The organism is Aeromonas fluvialis, assembly GCF_000819885.1.
GTDB classification, from domain to species: Bacteria; Pseudomonadota; Gammaproteobacteria; order Enterobacterales; family Aeromonadaceae; genus Aeromonas; species Aeromonas fluvialis.
This window is the reverse complement of sequence record NZ_CDBO01000004.1, coordinates 1-15,928: the sequence shown is the minus strand read 5'-3', so window position 1 is coordinate 15,928 and position 15,928 is coordinate 1. Positions and strand designations below refer to the sequence as shown.

The following is a 15,928-nucleotide window of genomic DNA, read 5'->3' as shown; positions in this document are numbered from 1 at the left end:
TTTTTGTAGCATGGTGAGATAATGTTCACTTCTTTTCTGGGTATGCCTCGTATTTATAAGCGCATCATTAGTGTACTGGTTGACTCCTGTTTGCTCTCACTGGCCTTTTGGGGCGGTTTCTGGGTCCGGCTGGATGATAAAATCCCGCTTCAGAGTGCGCAACACTGGGAGATGCTACTGTTATTGCTCCCGATCTCCATCGTGATTTTTGTGCGGCTGGGGCTTTATCGGGCGGTGCTGCGATATGTCGGTTTCAAGGTGCTGTGGACGGTCGCCTTGGGCGTCATGTTCTCGACCATGTCATTGGTTATGTTGGCTTTCTTTATGGATGTGGCCTTACCGAGAACGGTATCGGTGATCTATTTTGCCTTTGCTGTGCTGATGATTGGCGGGGTGCGGCTATTGTTCAGGATGCTGATCAACCGGGGCAAGCATCATCGCATTCCGGTATTAATTTACGGTGCGGGTTCATCCGGGCGACAACTGCAGTTGGCGTTAAATCAGGGACAGGAGTTTATGCCGGTCGCCTTTGTCGACGATGAACCTACGCTACGTAAAATGGTCATTCAGGGGGTCAACGTCTATAGCCCTGATGTGATCAGTGAGTTGATTGAGCGTTTTGAGATTAAAAAAATCCTGCTAGCCATGCCGAGTGCATCGCGAGCGCTGCGTCAGCAGGTGATCCAGCGTTTGGAGCATTTACCCTGTGAGGTGCTCTCTATTCCGGGTACGGTCGATCTGGTGGCAGGTCATGCCCATATTGATGAGCTGAAAGAGGTCTCAATAGAAGATTTGTTGGGGCGCGACCCGGTTGATCCTATTCCTGAATTGATCAATGCCAATATCCATGGCAAGCGGGTGATGGTCACCGGAGCCGGTGGTTCGATTGGTTCTGAGTTGTGTCGTCAAATCGTGCGCGGCAAGCCTGCTCAGTTAGTGTTATTTGAGTTATCAGAATATGGCTTGTATGCCATTGAGAAAGAGTTGACTGAACTGTGCCGCACCGAAGAGCTAGGCGTGGAAATTGTTCCCTTGTTAGGGTCGGTTCAGCGACAGCATCGTGTATTCGCGGTGATGAGCAGTTTTAACATTCAGACCGTCTATCATGCGGCTGCTTATAAACATGTGCCATTAGTTGAATATAACGTTGTTGAGGGGGTGCGCAATAATGTATTTGGTACGCTTTATTGTGCTCAGGCCGCGATTCAGGCTCAGGTAGAGACCTTTGTATTGATATCGACCGACAAGGCGGTACGCCCCACCAACACCATGGGCACGACCAAACGTTTGGCCGAGTTGGTGTTGCAGGCGCTGGCGGCAGCTCAAGACACGACTCGCTTTTGCATGGTGCGCTTTGGTAATGTACTGGGTTCATCAGGCTCTGTGGTGCCCCTGTTTCGTAAGCAGATCCGCGAAGGTGGGCCGCTCACCGTTACTCACCCCGATATTATTCGTTATTTCATGACCATTCCCGAGGCATCACAGTTGGTGATCCAGGCTGGGGCAATGGGGCAAGGTGGTGATGTGTTTGTGCTGGATATGGGCGACCCCGTCAAGATCATCGATTTGGCTAAACGCATGATTCGTCTAAGTGGCTTGACGTTACGTGATGAACAGCACCCTGATGGTGATATTGCAATTAAAATGACGGGGTTACGACCCGGAGAAAAACTTTTCGAAGAGCTGTTAATTGGTGAGCAGGTGTTGGGCACGGCACATCCACGGATCATGAAAGCCAGCGAAGATATGTTACCCTGGTCACAGTTGCGCAGCATGCTAATCGAATTAGATCAGGCCTGTCATCGCTTTGATCATAAATCGATTCGCAATTTGCTGTTAAGCATGCCAGCAGGATTTAATCCAACCGATGGTATTTGTGATTTGGTTTGGAAAGCGAGAGGCAGTGCCAAGGGAGAGATGCACCCGTTCGCTGCAAATACGACCGATATTGAGTTTCTCAATTCAGAAACTACCTCACTTATTCATTGAGTAGGTCTCATTGATTAACTCCGTCATATTGTTAGGGTCGTCTGGGCAATTGGGGCGAGCTTTGCTCGCTCAGAGTGATGCTCATCTTGAAAGTGGTTTGCAGCCAGCACAGCGCGAAGATTATCCACAGGAGCGCGCAGAACGGTTGAGTAGGCTGCTCAGTCTGGTTTCGCCACAGGTGATCATCAACGCCGCCGCATTTACCGATGTCGAGCGGGCAGAGCGCGAGCCCGCGTTGGCATGGGCGGTGAATCGGGATGGCGTCGCTCGGTTGGCGGGGCTGGCCAAGCAGCATAATGCCTTGCTGGTGCATTTCTCGACCGATTATCTCTTTGATGGCAGCGGTGATCGCCCGTGGCGGGAATCCGATCGCCCCGCGCCCTTAAATGTTTACGGTCACAGCAAGTGGGCGGGCGAGCAGGCGATCATGGCCAGTGGGTGCCGTTATCTGATCATTCGCACCAGTTGGTTGCACAGCCCGTGGCGACATAACTTTTTGAAAACCATCTTGGGGCTGGCGCAGCGCCACCGCGCATTGCGGGTGGTGTGCGATCAGATAGGGGCCCCGACGTCGGCGTCGTGGTTGGCTGCGGTGACGTGGCAGGTGATCCCCCAGGTGTTGGCCAACCCGGCGTTGGCAGGGTGTTACCATGTGACGGCGCGCGGCGCGGTCAGCTGGCATGGTTACGCCGATTTTATCTTGCACCAGGCCAGGCAATTGGGGTTGTTGGCGCAATCCCCCACTCTGGTGCCGGTGGCGGCCTGTGATTACCCTGCGCTGGCGGCCCGTCCGGCTAACTCGCGGCTCGATGTGGGGCGGTTTGAACGCACCTTTGGCCTGACGTTGCCCCCTTGGCAGCAGGGGGTGATGGCTACCTTGCACGCATTGTCACAGGAGTCTGTATGAGTGAAGACCTGTCCGCTCGCCCGTTGCGCAAAGGGGTGATCTTGGCCGGTGGCTCCGCTACCCGGCTCTATCCTGCCACGCAGGCAATCAGTAAGCAGTTACTTCCGGTGTATGACAAGCCGATGATCTACTACCCCCTGTCGGTGTTGATGCTGGCCGGGGTGCGCGAGATTTTGATCATCAGCACTCCGGCCGATCTGCCCCGTTTTGCTCAGTTATTGGGTGATGGCAGCCAGTGGGGGCTGCGTTTTGTGTATGTCGAACAGCCGACCCCGGCCGGGATCGCGCAATCGCTGTTGCTGGCCGAGCCCTTTTTGGCCGGGGCCCCGGTCTGCTTGATCCTGGGGGATAACCTGTTTTATGGTGCCGAGATGCCCGCGCAGCTTCAACAGGCGATGGCGCAGCCGTGTGGGGCCAGGGTGTTTGCCTATCGGGTGGATGATCCCTGCCGTTATGGGGTGCTGACCCTCGACGAGCAGGGGCGGGCGTTGGCGATCACCGAAAAACCGATCCATCCTGCCAGCCATTATGCGGTGACCGGGCTCTATTTTTTTGATCAGCATGCGGTGGCGTATGCCAAGCAGTTGACCCCCTCGCCACGGGGCGAGCTCGAAATCACCGATCTTAATCGTTGCTATCTGGCGCAGGGGCAGTTGCAGGTCTCTTTTATGGGGCGCGGCTGTGCCTGGCTGGATACCGGCACCCCTGACAGCCTGCAAGAGGCGGGGCAGTTTATTCAAACGCTGGAAAAGCGACAGGGGTTGAAGGTGGCTTGCCCTGAAGAGATTGCGTGGCGGCAAGGGTGGATCGATGATCAGCAATTGCGTGAGTTAGCCACGCCGTTGGCGAAAAGTGGTTATGGTGATTACTTACTGCGGTTGCTGAGCCCACGCTTTGGTGCCACCTATCCCAATCGTTGAGGTGAATGATGGATTATCAGCCATTGGCCCTTCCCGACGTGGTATTGCTGACACCGGCCTGTCATCAGGATGAACGGGGGGATTTTTTTGAGCTGTGGCGCCACGCGGAGTTTGCGCGGCACTGTGGCGAGCAGACGTTTGTGCAACAAAATGTCAGCCGTTCGCGCCGTGGCGTGTTGCGGGGGCTGCATTATCAGGTGACCCAACCGCAAGGCAAACTGATCCATGTATTGGCAGGGCGCATTTATGATGTGGCGGTCGATCTGCGACCTGCCAGCCCGACCTTGGGCCGTTGGGTGGGTCAGTGGCTCTGCGCGGACCAACCGACCTCGTTATGGGTGCCGCCGGGGTTTGCTCACGGGTTTTATGTGACCAGTGCCAGCGCCACCGTGCTTTATCAGTGCACCGCGTATTATCACCCCGAGTATGAGCGGGCGATTCATTGGGCTGACCCGGGTTTGGCAATTGCCTGGCCGTTGTTAGAGAATGAGCCGCTGTTATTGTCTGACAAAGATCGTCAGGCTCCGTTTTTTACCTTTCCCTCTTAACCTTGGACGAGAAGCTGAGTATTTATGACCGATAACCGTAATATGCCACCGTCGATGGCAGCAGTACCACCGGGCTGGCAGGCCCCCCAGGATGAGATCGATCTGCGTGAGCTGATATTGGTGCTGTGGCGGCAAAAAGTATTGATTATGGTGATCACCCTGATCTTTGCCGTGGCGGGGGTGGCCTATGCGCTCACCGCTGCACAGGTGTGGTCAGCGAAGGCGGTGATTATTGGGCCGAAGAGTGAAGATCTTTTAGCGATGCGGCGGGTCTCGTCCCAAGCGGGCATGCTCGGGCTTAAAGGATTCCCGGCAGGTAAGTCGCTTCATAGCCAGTTTTTACTCTATTTTAATGCCTACGAAAATCGCCGGGATTATTTGCGTCAAAGCACTGTATTTCAGCAAATGGTACAAGAGCAGCAGTTGGATGCAAAAGCCCAGCGGCGCTGGATCCGCGAGTGGGCAAAGTCGATCTCGGCCGAGCCGGTGGACAAGAAGGGGGAGAAACCGGGCACAGAGCTGACCTTCTCTGCCGATACGGCCGAGCATTCGCTGGCGTTGCTGCAGGGCTATATCGATTATGTGATCGCCATTCAACGGCAAGAGCTGCTGACCAATCTCAAAGAAGAACAGGCGCTGCAGCTGGCCGATTTGCAGCAGCGTTACAAGTTGCTTCACGAAGATGCTGAGCGTGCGATGAAACGCGATATCGCCAATACGGCCCTCTCCAATGAGGTCGCCAAGGCCGCTGGGGTGGCCAGCCCGCTCGAAAACTACAACAACGGTGACCGCTTCGCCATCACCTTGGGGACCAAAGGGCTGGAAGAAAAGCTCAAGGTGCTCAAATCCATGTCGTTGGCTGAGTATCAACCCAAGCTCATCGAGTTAGAGGTTCAAATGTCGCGCTTGAAAAGCGTCTCCCTCGACGGTTTGGCGTTTCGCCCGTTTAGCTATCTCGAAACGCCCGATGAGCCGCTGACCCGCGATAAACCCAAGCGCCCCTTGATTGTGGTGTTGGCGACCCTGCTGGGTGGGATGTTGGGGGTGGGGATTGTGCTGGTTCGCCATGCCTTTCGCCGACCCCAAGCGGCATAATACGCATCGTTGATGGAAGAGAGGGGGCATTGGGCCCCCTCTCTTTTTGTCTGTATCTTACATGCCCTTTCTGAAGGGCGGGCCTAAGGAGCTGGGCTGTGACGTTAACGCGGATCATGATGGTGTTATGCGTGCTCTATTGGCTGCTGGGGATGCATTTTTTTATGCACAACCCGGGCGGTGCAGGGCTGTATTTGCCTTTTAACGCATGGGGATGGGTGTTTGCCAGCCTGGCTATGGGGTTGGGATTGTGGCAGGTGACGTTACGCCAGCGTTTGGTTTTTTCGCCATTACAAGCGGGTCTATGGATAGGGGGGCTTTTGCTACTGCTCCCTATGCTCTATCCGGGTTTTGCGCTCAAGGATTACGCCATTCCCCGATTACTGGGGCTGTTTGCTGGTCTGCTGTTTTTGTTCGGGCTCTATCAATGGCGCTTTCATCGGCGGCAGCGTGATCGCTTGCTCTATCTCATCCTGATGGCGATCGCGATTGAAGCAGCTCTGGGTCTGGTGCAGTTCTATCTGTTGACGCCAGGAAACTGGATTGGTTATGACACCAAAGCCAATCGCCCATATGGCATATTCCAGCAGCCCAATGTGATGGCGACGTTTATGGCAACTGGTCTTGCCCTTGCCATCTGGCTGGAATTACGTAGCGAGGGCAGTCGCTTGCTGATGGCGCTGCGTTATGGCGTCATGTTGGCCGCCGTGCTGTTATTGGTGGTTTTGCAATCGCGAGTGGGGCAATTAGGCGGTCTGTTAGCCCTGTGCTTATTGATGCCGCAACTCCATCGCCAACGATTGTTATGGCGTGTATTGGCTCTGGTTATCCTGGCCGTGGCTATTGGCCTGTTATCCCAATATTGGATGGCAGGGGTAAAGCGTGGGTTAGAGATTTATCAGTCTGGTGGTATGCGCTCTATTTATTGGCCTTATGCTGCCAAGCTGATTGCCGAAGCGCCATGGAGTGGTTGGGGATACGGCAGTTTTGAATCTGTGTTTCTCCATCACTACATGGCTGATAAAGCGTTGAACCCGTCCATGGTGCAGATTGAGTACAATCTTGACCACCCCCATAACGAGTTTCTCTATTGGGCGGTTGAGGGCGGTATCGCACCCATGATCGGTATGCTGATCATGGGCGGCGCATTATTATGGCGTCTGGCGCGTGTGCGTTGGGTTAATGCCATGGGGCTGCTTGCCCTGGTGACGCCGATATTGCTTCATACCCAGACGGAATACCCTCTCTACCATGCCATCGTGTTGTGGTGGTTGTTGCTGACGCTGATTTATATCATCGATACCGACATTGAAGAGACCAGCCAGGCGAGTCATGGTTGCTCATCTTGGTGGGATATGGCATATCGCCCCTGGTTGTTACTGCGATTTATGGCGATTGCTATCCCGCTGTTGGTTGTGCCCTTTATGCTTACGGCCATTCACACCGCATGGGTCGTCACCAAATATGAACGGGGGGGATATAAAGAGCCGACTTTGCTACTTGATATCGTCAATCCCATGGCCTGGTTGACCCGAGTCGAGTTTGATGTGAACTCGGTTCGTCTGACGGTGGGTTTGCAGACCGGCAACAAGGCTGAACTGGACGCTTATCTGGAGTGGGGGCAGGCATTCGTGCGCCATACGCCACGTGCCAACATATACGCCAATATGGTGATCGCGCTTAATGCGTTGGGGCGTAGGGAGGAGGCCAATGCGATGCGGGCAGCCGCACTCAAGCTTTATCCAACCGAGCCCCTTTTAACTGGATCGGCTGCACAGGCCGTGATTACCGGGGTTGATCAATCCGGCAAGAACATAATCAAACATCAATAGTGCTATTTGACTACGTAGAGGGAAGGCCAGCCGCATAAAAACGGCTGGCTTTTTTTATTGTTTGCCTTCTGGATGACCAGTATCCGAACAGTCTGTTTTCTGGTGCGTACATCCGACATTTCACCCGATATTCCGCAGCTGATTGGGGCGTTTTCTGCGACGAAGATCGCGACGCGTTCGTCGGTAGCACATGGCGATTTTTATAATTTCGGGTTGGCAGTGACAAACATGGCTGAAAAAATCATCTTCAAGCGTTTGCCGCCTATGCAATGAAGTCATCTCCGCTGCGGCCTGAGAAGTGGGAAGCCTCGCACCGAATGGACGGGGTGTCAGTCACCAAAGAGAAGGGAATTCGTTCTTGCTCCAGCCTTAAGTTGGGCTGCCAGTGTGTTTTGAGTCGTTGGTATAGCTGTTGCTCTGTCTCATTTAAGTTGGGGAGCTGTTCGGCTCGGTGGGCTGTGGCTGCGGGCTCGCTTCCCCACCAGGGGCGGCAGGCGAGCAGGGTGGCCTCATCCATCAGTAAAGAGCGGGTGCGCGGAAAATAGCTGCGTAGTTGCGATAACATGGCAAAGCCATGGCTGTCGATATCGCCCCAGTAGTGGATCTGGCAAGCGCCCAGCCAGGGCACCTCTTTGAGCAGTTGCACGCCATAACCCAGGCCGAAAATCACCAGCCCATTGCGTACCCCAGGAAATGCCAGACCGTTGATCTTGTTCTCGGTGATAAAGACCCTGTCCACCAGCAGATCCAGCTTGGCGAAGTCGCGCACCGTCAAGGTGATGTCGCTGGCCCCGGTAAACTCGGCCGCCAGTTGCGGGTCAAGCAGACGAAAGCGGACCTGCGGCTCCTCGTAGCGCAGGCCAAAGCGCCGCTCGAAGCCGTGATCGCGCAGGCTGGTCACCGTCTGGTCAATGGCCTGCTCTGGTAGCAGCTGATCCAGCAGACTCTTCAGTATGCTTTTGTGTTGCTCGATAAATTTGGTATCGACGCCGGGGATGTCCAGTTGGCGCAGATAGCAATCGGGGCGTGGGTGAGCACAGAAGTGGCGGCAGACGGCGATGAGCTCAGGCCAATGACCCGCCTGCTTTTTCAGTTGGGCCGGATTGTTCAGCAACCAGGCCTGCAGCGCCGGGAAGGCGGCGAGCAGCCGTGCGTGCTCATCGCAAAAGATCCGCCAAGCCTGTGCCTGCCCGACAAAGCGGGCCAAGGCGGCCATATCGGCAAACTCGACGGCAGCAGGCAGCCATTGGCGCCCCATGGTCGGGTAGTTGACCTCCTGCTGCTGCAACGTGATGCCGGGCAGATCGGTCAGTCCCTCCTGCAGGCGGGCGATCTGCTGGCGCAGGGCGGCAAAGTCGTGCAGCAGGGCCTTGTCGGTGGGGCGGGATAGTTTGATGATGAGGGGGAACAGTGATTCCCCCTCAAGCCAGGCCCGATGCAGTCCATAACCTTGCCATTTCTTCAGCAGTTTCTGCTTGAGTGTCTTGAGTTCGATCATGGTCATCTCCCCACGGAACCATTCACGTCTGAAGCCTGCACCTCAGCAATCGGGACCTCAGAAACCAGCGTGCTGTAGCTGCCGAGGGCCTGATGTTGAGCCAGCCGTTGCCGATACTCCTCGATGGTCATGTTCAGCAGCATGGATCGATTCTGCTTCAGATCGACAAAGTGCACATGGCGGACATAGTGCTCGATGACATCGAGTTTTTGCAGGGGGGTGACCAGCAGCAGTTGCAGCCCCAGCTTCTTGAACAGCTCCAGCCCGAAGCGGGTGCTGTCTTTGGAGCCACGAGCGAAAGCTTCATCGATCACCACCAGATTGAAGCGGCGCTCGGCACGGGTCTGGCTAGTCTCGCTGCCGACCAGCCGGTATTGCAGCAAGATGGCGGCGGCCAGAATGGAGTAGGCCAGTTTCTCCTTCTGCCCGCCCGATTTGCCACCGGAGTCGGAGTAACACTCCTTCTCGCTGCCATCCTCCCGGTAGCGTTCGATGACGTTGAACAGATGCCAGAAGCGCACATCGACCACCTTCTGGGTCCATTTTGCATCTTGTCGCATCTGCTCGATCAGTGACTTTACCTGTTCGAACTTCTGCTCCGAGTAGAGGTTGTCATCCAGCGTGTGCTCGACACACTGTTTGAGACGCTGCTTGAACTCGCGGATCTCCACATCAGGGGAGGGGACGCTGTCAATCTCGATAAAGGTGCCGATCTGGTAGTCCAGTGCATGCAGCGACTGGTTGATGAGCCGGATGCGGGCAGCGATCTCCTCTTCATGTTTGTCGAGCTGGCTGCGAAACAGCGCCATGGCGCGGATGGTGTCGCGGTTAAGCATCTCCTTGAAACGCGCTTCGTGGCGTGGCAGATCCTCCTGCTGCAGTTGTTGGAGGATCTGTTGATATTCCTTCAATGCCGCCAGGCTCTTGTCCAGTTCACTGGCATCGTTGGGAAAGCGGTAGTGGAAGGTGCTCATGGCATCGATCATTTGCCCCTCCTTCTTGCGCCGTTTCTCCTCCAGATGTTGCACCCGATCGTTGAGTTTACCGCGCAGCAAGCTGGTCTGGTTGGTCAGCATGTCGATACGCAACCCGGCGCTGACACCATACTCCTGATAGAACTGGGTCAGGGTCGCAAAACAGCGCTCGCGCAAGGTCGGCGGGACGCCAGCCAGCAAGGCCTCTTTTTCCGTCAGGGCAAGGGTATCGGTCTCGATCTCGCTCTGTTGTTGCCCCACGCTGGTCAGCAGGCTATCGCGCTCGCTCCCGAGCGCCTTGAACGTTTGCTTGGCCAAGGTTAATTGTTGCTGCAGCGTCTGAAGCAGGTCCGAACTCTGCTCCAGTATCTGTACTTCTTGCTGTAACTGTTCTATCTGCTCACTAAAACGTGGCCAGTTAATCTGTTCAAACCCCAGATTGAAATCGGCCAGTCTTAACGCCTGATGGCGCAGTTTGTCGAGCATGCTGCGGCGCTGCTCCTGTTGTTGCAACTGCTGCTGGCGTTGTTGGATCTGCTGCTGCAACTGGCTGTACTGTTGGGCCAGCAGCAGGATCTTCTCTTTGTTGCTCCAGCCCAGCACATAGCGGCTCTTATCCTGCAGGGCGTGCCTGTCGTCTTTCTCATGACGTGAGGGGCCGGATTTGATCTGGCCGTTGAGGGATAACGCCTTGTCGCTGCGGCGAAAGGTGGCCAGATCCTCGCAGCAGAGATAGTCAAAGCGTTGCAGCTCTTTGTGCAACCAGTCGTATTGCTCACAGGCCGGTTTGATCTCCAGCTTGCCCAGCAGCGAGCCAGGCGTCGCCGGGCTTGGCAGATAATCGGCAGGCTGGCGTACCCGGTAATAGACCAGGCGACTGCCCAGATGGGTTTTTTCCACCCATTCGCTGATCGTGGGGTAGAGTCGCTCCGGCACCAGCAGGCTCAGGGCAAAATTGTGCAGCACCCGCTCCATGGCCCCTTGCCAGGCGAGCTCCTTACCCTTGACCTGCAGTAGCTCACCGACAAAGGGGAGCTGGCTCTCATCTAACCCCAGTTCGGCACAGAGTCGCTCGCGTATGGCCAACTGCTGAGCGGGAATGTTGCTCTGGCGTTTCTTCAGGGCGGCGAGTTCGTCGCCCAGTTGCTGCAGGTGGGCGCTCTGCTGCCACTCCTGCTGCTTGAGCGTATCTCGCTGCTGCTCCAGTTGGGCCAACTCGCCCATCAGTGTTTCTGCCCTTTCCTTGGCGGCGGCCTGGTTGCTGACAAAGCAGTCGAGTTCCAGCGTATCCGGCAGGGCCAGGGCTTGGGTCAGATCGCGATAGTCTTTGTAGTGATGGCGAGCCGTGTCGCGCGCCAGACTCAGGCGGTGCATCTCCCCCTGCAGCTGTTGCAGGCGGCTACCGCCATTTTCCAGGATCTGTTGATGCAAGGTGGCAACCTGTTGCTCCTGCTCACCGAGCCTACGATCCAGGCTCTCGCGCTGCAGTTGTAGCTTATCCAGGTTCTGGCGGCTGCGCTGCAGTCGCTTCTGATAGAGGGAGATGGCATGTTGTGCCATGAAGCCATCGGTCTGCTCCCGACACTGCTGGATATGCTGTTTCTCCTGTTCGGCCTGCAGCACGTCCTCCCCCAGTCGGCTGACGGGCTCCAGCAACTCGACCTTCTGGCGGGCAGCGACCACCGCATCATGCAGCCGCTTGAGATCGTCATAGTTGCGCTCCAATTCTTGGATCAGCCCCTCGACATCGGGCTGGGTCAGCATGTTCTGACGCACGAAGTCAGTGACTGAGCCCACGGACTTCATCGAGATGGTCTGATTGAAGAGATCCAGCGCCTTGCCATCGTTACCCAGTCCCAGCGCCTTGCAAAAGGCTTGCTGATAGGGGCCAAAGCTGTCGAACAGCTCGCAGCCACCCTGCTGTTTTAGTTGCTTTTTCAGTCCGGCTATCTTGTCACCAAAGCCGCTGAAGTGGTTGGCGATGGTAAGCGGCTGCTCGGCCACCAGAAACAGTCGCTTGACGCGTTTCTCGGCGGGTGGCAGCCAGCACACCTGGGCCAGGGTCACGCTCTGTTGCAGGGCGGCGGAGTGGAACTGGGCCAGCAGAACGCTGTAGTGATCCTTGCCGCGCAGGCCGACCGGGCGTGCCTTGCCATAGTCATCCTGCTGGGAGGTATAGAAGCCATGGAAGTAGGACTCCAGCGAGCGTTCCTTCTCCTCGGCGCCTGCCGCCTTGTTGAAGGCCAGCTTGCGGGTGGGAACCAGCAGGGTGGTGAGACCATCCACCAGTGTCGATTTGCCACTGCCGATGTTGCCGGTCAGCAGGCTGTTGTCGCCCTCTACGGCCAGATGCCAGATTTGCTGATCGAAGGTGCCCCAGTTGAACACCTCGAAACGCATCAGGCGAAAGCCCTGCAGGGCCTGGTTTGGCAGGCTGTGCTTGGCAGAGATTTGCGCGTTCAGCTCACTATTCACTCCGCGTTCTCCTCGTTGTTCTCTTCAGCGTTCTCTGCCGTGTTCCCGGCGACAGCCAGTTTTTGCGCCAGTAGCTGGTTGAATTCCACTATCTGTTCGGCGGTGACAAAGGCCTTGAGAATGCGCGGCACCTCGAAGTCATCCGGATGCTTGGGTAGCATGGAGAGGAAGCCCATCTCATCGCATTTTTTGATCAGCGCATCCAGCTCGCGGCGTTGCTTTACCTCGTTACCCACCTCGGGGTAGTAGGGTAACAACCACTGGTGGATCTCCTGCCGGGTGACGATGAGGCGGGGCGCACTCTCTGCGCTGTCGTGCTCGGCCAGCCGCTTGCGCAGGCAGACCAATAGCAGTGTCTGGCCAAAGCTCAGGTTGCGGCGGCTGATCAGGCGTGGCAACTCCTGACCGGACTCTTCTTCCGCGCTCTCGGGCTGCTTCAAGAAGGCGTACCCTTCGGCCTCGTCGATCAGCAAGGAGAGGCCAATTTGCTGGAAGTAGTCGCGGATGCTGTGTTGTTCGCGCAGTAATACCTGCCAGAGATCCCGTTGCCGATGCAGATAGAGAGGGCCCTTGAGCAGCCGGATGAGCACGGCAGACTTGTCCCGTTGGGCATCCGCCCCCAGTGCGCTTGTTTCATGGATGGTCGACATGGTTACAGCTCCCTGACAAAGGTGATGGCTGGAATGCGCAATATCCGCCAGAGTTCAGGCTCGGCCTGCCAGCGGATCTGTTGTTCCCGGGTGGTGTCGATGTGAGCAGGCAGCGTTTGCTCGCAGGCCAGCTTGATATAGGTGAGCACCTCATCCAAGCCATGGCGTATCGGGTAGTGTTCGATGACCTGGGCCAGGCTCACCTGACCTTGATAGTCACTCAGACAACGTTGGATGTGGCGTTGCAACTGCTGTTCGTCGATATGGCTCACCTCGAACAGGGTACGCAGATCCACTTCTGCCTGTGGCGCGGCTTCGGCTACCGAGTTATTGAACTGTTCGCTCTGCGGCGGATGGTAGAGACCGCGACTCAGCAGTACAGAGAGCGTGGCCTGTTGCTCTGACACAGAGGCAAAATTCGGATAGCTGCGGCTATCAAGCCCTTCCAGGCGATGCGCCTGTGCCTCGAAGTCGCGGATCAGTTCCAAAATGCGTTTATTGTCCTGTGATTGCTCTTGGATGTAACGGCGCAACTGGTCGGTGATCTGCTGGCGGGTGATGTTCACCTTGGTTCCCGCATCCAGCAGGTAACTGTAGAGATGGCTGAGCAGGGTGTCCTGTTGCACCAGATTTCTCGCCTCTCCATGTTCCAGCAGTGACTGCAGGTTCTGGCGCATCGCACTGCGCATCTGTGGCGTCATCAGTAGCTCGAAGAAGGCGCTGAAGGACTGTCCTTCGTCCGAGCTGTCGATGACATCCTGATCGCCAAACACCTGATCCAGTACCAGTCCCTTATGCAGGCCACTCTGGGTGATGGTCTTGCGTGTTTCCTTGTCCAGACTGCGGAAGTTGGCTTCCACTTGGCGAAAATCCCCCAGCAGTTGGCGCGAGAGATCGCCCAGAAAAAATAGCCGTTCGCGGATCTGGGTCGCTGACATCCCCGTATCCTGTCCCTGCTCGACGGCACAGATGGCCTGCTCGATCTCGGCCTTGCGAGCTTTCAGGGTGGCGAGCTTGGATGCACTGTCTTCCGTGGTGCCGTGGACCAGCTCTCCGATCAGATCGAGCAACAGTTTGAGCCGTGATTCGGTGCCGACAAACCGGCGCCCCTGCATCTCCTCGATCCAGCGCAGGGCTTTTTCTATCTCGGGCAACAGGTCGCACTCGGGTTCATCGCTTTGCAGTGGCAGGTATTTGCGCAGATAGCCGCCGCGGCTGTTGATCCAGTCGTCGACATAGGCGCGGGCACTCTTGGGAAACAGCTCGGGACCATGGCTGTCGGCAATGTCCTGCAGATGATGTTCCAGCGCGTCGATCAGTTCCTGATAGGGGATGGCACGGCGGTTTTTAGCCAGGAAGGCCCGATGCAGAAAGCTGGCGAGCAGGGCAAAGTGAGGGGAGCGCAACAGACGCAGCGCCAAGCTTTGCTCCTTGAACTGCTCCAGAAACTCAAAGCTCAGATCCTGATTCATGGGGCAACTCCTGGCAGCAGGCGGCAGTTGGTCAGTGTGGCGACTACGTCATGGTTGGCCAGTCTGAGCGGATGGGAACGGGGATCGAGCCGGGCATCAGGTGAGCAGTCGACTCGCCACTGTTGCAACAAGTAACCCACCAGCGCCTCGCGCACTGTCAGCGTCAATTGTCCATCGGTCATGCCATAGTCCAAGGCGATGGCTTCTGGGTGGACAAGCGCGGGGTGGGGGACGAGTGTCAGCGTCATCTGTCGCTGCCAGGCGAGATCTGCCTCGCGCTGTTCTGTGTTTGGGGCTTGCGCCAATTCGTGCACTTGCAGCAGGCGGGTGGTGACGAAGTCGCGAAACTCACCATGCCGCCGGTCATAGGCGCGGACATGCCAACGGTGGCCGTTGTTAACCAAGACATGGGGGGCCAGCTCACGCTCTGTCTCACCAGAACTTAAGGAGTGATAGCGCACGCTGATGGCCCGCCGCTGCGTGATGGCGCGCATCAGGGTGGCTATGGTGTTGCTGTCTGGATGGATGAGGCGGATGGCATCAACACAGTGTTCGCCGGGTGGCGAGATCTGTTTTACGCCTTCACCCATACCCTGGCTCAGGCGGCTGAGCAGGGTTTCTGGCTCATGGTTAAACAGCGGTACAAATTGTTGCGTTATGTGATAGCGCTTGGTTTGGTGTTTGAACTCTAGGTTTTCCGGAGCCAGTTCACGGTATAGCGCCAAATCCCGGGTACAGGAGGCAGATCCGACCGCAAACTGGCGTAGCAGATCGGTTTTGCTCACCTCGCCAAAGTAGTAGAGACAGAAGTCGATAAACGTGAGACGTTCACGCTGGGCATGGGGGTAGCGGGATAGATCATCGAGTCTGGACATGAGGTTTCTCATCGCACTGGATGTGGATGAGAATATAGATCAAATCAAATAGATTCAATCATTTTGATTTTGTTCGCCAGTCTGCGTAAGGCCGACCGCCATCTCCAGCGACTACAACGCAAGCTGGCAAGGCAGCAAAAGGGTTCTAACCGTCGTACCAAAACCAAGCGCCGGATCTCTGGTTATCATGGAAAAAAAGGCAATATCCGCCGCGATTTTAATCATCAAACAAGCAGGGCGCTGGTTAATAGCCCAGCCAAGATTTTCGTGTTTGAGGCACTACGCACGGCGCAAATGACGCGGCGGCCAGAGGCCAAGCAAGATGAAGCAGGGCATTTCTTGCCGAATAAAGCTAAACAGAAGGCTGGGCTAAACAAGGCGCTGTTCCCAAAACGTATTATTGCTAGTTTTGGGTTTTATTTCAGGTGTTTATGAAGGTGGATTAGTCATAGATAGCGATATAAATGGCACCGACTCCCAACCAGATTTGATTAAATTGCGTCAAAAAGACTCCTGATGAACCCTTTGATGATGGCCGTTCGAAGCCAAAATACTCACCAACACGTTTAGGGGACAGCGCCCTAAACAAAGCCATTTTGCATTCTGGTTGGCACATGCTGGAAAGTTTCACCAAGTACAAAGCCTACCAAACAGGAAAGGCGTTTTTTAAAATATCCCCCCGTGTCAGGATAG

General features: G+C 56.0%; 12 protein-coding genes. 7 read left to right on the top strand and 5 right to left on the bottom strand.

Annotated features, from left to right (window positions below; all coding sequences use genetic code 11):
* Positions 1-21 precede the first annotated feature (21 nt).
* The 6 genes from BN1125_RS00350 (at position 22) to BN1125_RS00325 (ending at position 7,291) form a co-directional block, all read left to right on the top strand.
* Entirely contained in the window at positions 22-1,989 is a 1,968-nt protein-coding gene (locus tag BN1125_RS00350) for a nucleoside-diphosphate sugar epimerase/dehydratase (RefSeq protein ID WP_042009718.1), read from the top strand.
* Between the two features lie 10 nt (positions 1,990-1,999).
* Complete coding sequence (gene rfbD, locus BN1125_RS00345; RefSeq protein WP_156992994.1) at positions 2,000-2,896, top strand: dTDP-4-dehydrorhamnose reductase; 897 nt, start codon at positions 2,000-2,002, stop codon at positions 2,894-2,896.
* Positions 2,893-3,816: a glucose-1-phosphate thymidylyltransferase RfbA gene (gene rfbA, locus BN1125_RS00340; protein WP_042009716.1), complete on the top strand. Its 924-nt coding sequence runs from the start codon at positions 2,893-2,895 to the stop codon at positions 3,814-3,816. The genes rfbD and rfbA overlap by 4 nt, the downstream gene beginning before the upstream one ends.
* 5 nt (positions 3,817-3,821) lie before the next feature.
* Positions 3,822-4,364 carry a dTDP-4-dehydrorhamnose 3,5-epimerase gene (gene rfbC, locus BN1125_RS00335; RefSeq protein WP_342027715.1) on the top strand — a complete coding sequence of 181 codons (543 nt, stop codon included), beginning with the start codon at positions 3,822-3,824 and terminating at the stop codon, positions 4,362-4,364.
* A gap of 24 nt (positions 4,365-4,388) precedes the next feature.
* The gene (locus BN1125_RS00330; RefSeq protein WP_042009712.1) at positions 4,389-5,459 is read left to right on the top strand and encodes an LPS O-antigen chain length determinant protein WzzB; all 1,071 of its coding nucleotides are present in this window, start codon (positions 4,389-4,391) and stop codon (positions 5,457-5,459) included.
* Between the two features lie 116 nt (positions 5,460-5,575).
* Complete coding sequence (locus tag BN1125_RS00325; RefSeq protein WP_156992997.1) at positions 5,576-7,291, top strand: PglL family O-oligosaccharyltransferase; 1,716 nt, start codon at positions 5,576-5,578, stop codon at positions 7,289-7,291.
* A gap of 262 nt (positions 7,292-7,553) precedes the next feature.
* Here the strand turns inward: BN1125_RS00325 and BN1125_RS00320 are convergent, their stop codons facing one another.
* The 5 genes from BN1125_RS00320 to BN1125_RS00300 are packed head-to-tail and all read right to left on the bottom strand — an operon-like array spanning position 7,554 to position 15,235.
* Positions 7,554-8,789 (bottom strand): Wadjet anti-phage system protein JetD domain-containing protein, encoded by a 1,236-nt coding sequence (locus BN1125_RS00320; RefSeq protein WP_042009709.1) that lies wholly within the window; start codon positions 8,787-8,789, stop codon positions 7,554-7,556.
* A gap of 2 nt (positions 8,790-8,791) precedes the next feature.
* Positions 8,792-12,238, bottom strand: a complete 3,447-nt coding sequence (locus tag BN1125_RS00315) for an ATP-binding protein (protein WP_208854202.1) — start codon at positions 12,236-12,238, stop codon at positions 8,792-8,794.
* Entirely contained in the window at positions 12,235-12,888 is a 654-nt protein-coding gene (locus tag BN1125_RS00310; protein WP_042009707.1) for a DUF4194 domain-containing protein, read from the bottom strand. The genes BN1125_RS00315 and BN1125_RS00310 overlap by 4 nt, the downstream gene beginning before the upstream one ends.
* A 2-nt stretch (positions 12,889-12,890) precedes the next feature.
* Complete coding sequence (locus BN1125_RS00305) at positions 12,891-14,360, bottom strand: DUF3375 domain-containing protein (protein WP_042009704.1); 1,470 nt, start codon at positions 14,358-14,360, stop codon at positions 12,891-12,893.
* On the bottom strand, positions 14,357-15,235 hold the full coding sequence (locus tag BN1125_RS00300; protein WP_042009702.1) for a helix-turn-helix transcriptional regulator: 879 nt from the start codon (positions 15,233-15,235) through the stop codon (positions 14,357-14,359). Before BN1125_RS00300 ends, BN1125_RS00305 begins: the two co-directional genes overlap by 4 nt.
* A 63-nt stretch (positions 15,236-15,298) precedes the next feature.
* Here BN1125_RS00300 and BN1125_RS00295 point away from each other — a divergent pair, with 63 nt between their 5' ends.
* Complete coding sequence (locus BN1125_RS00295; RefSeq protein WP_042009701.1) at positions 15,299-15,670, top strand: transposase; 372 nt, start codon at positions 15,299-15,301, stop codon at positions 15,668-15,670.
* Positions 15,671-15,928 lie beyond the last annotated feature (258 nt).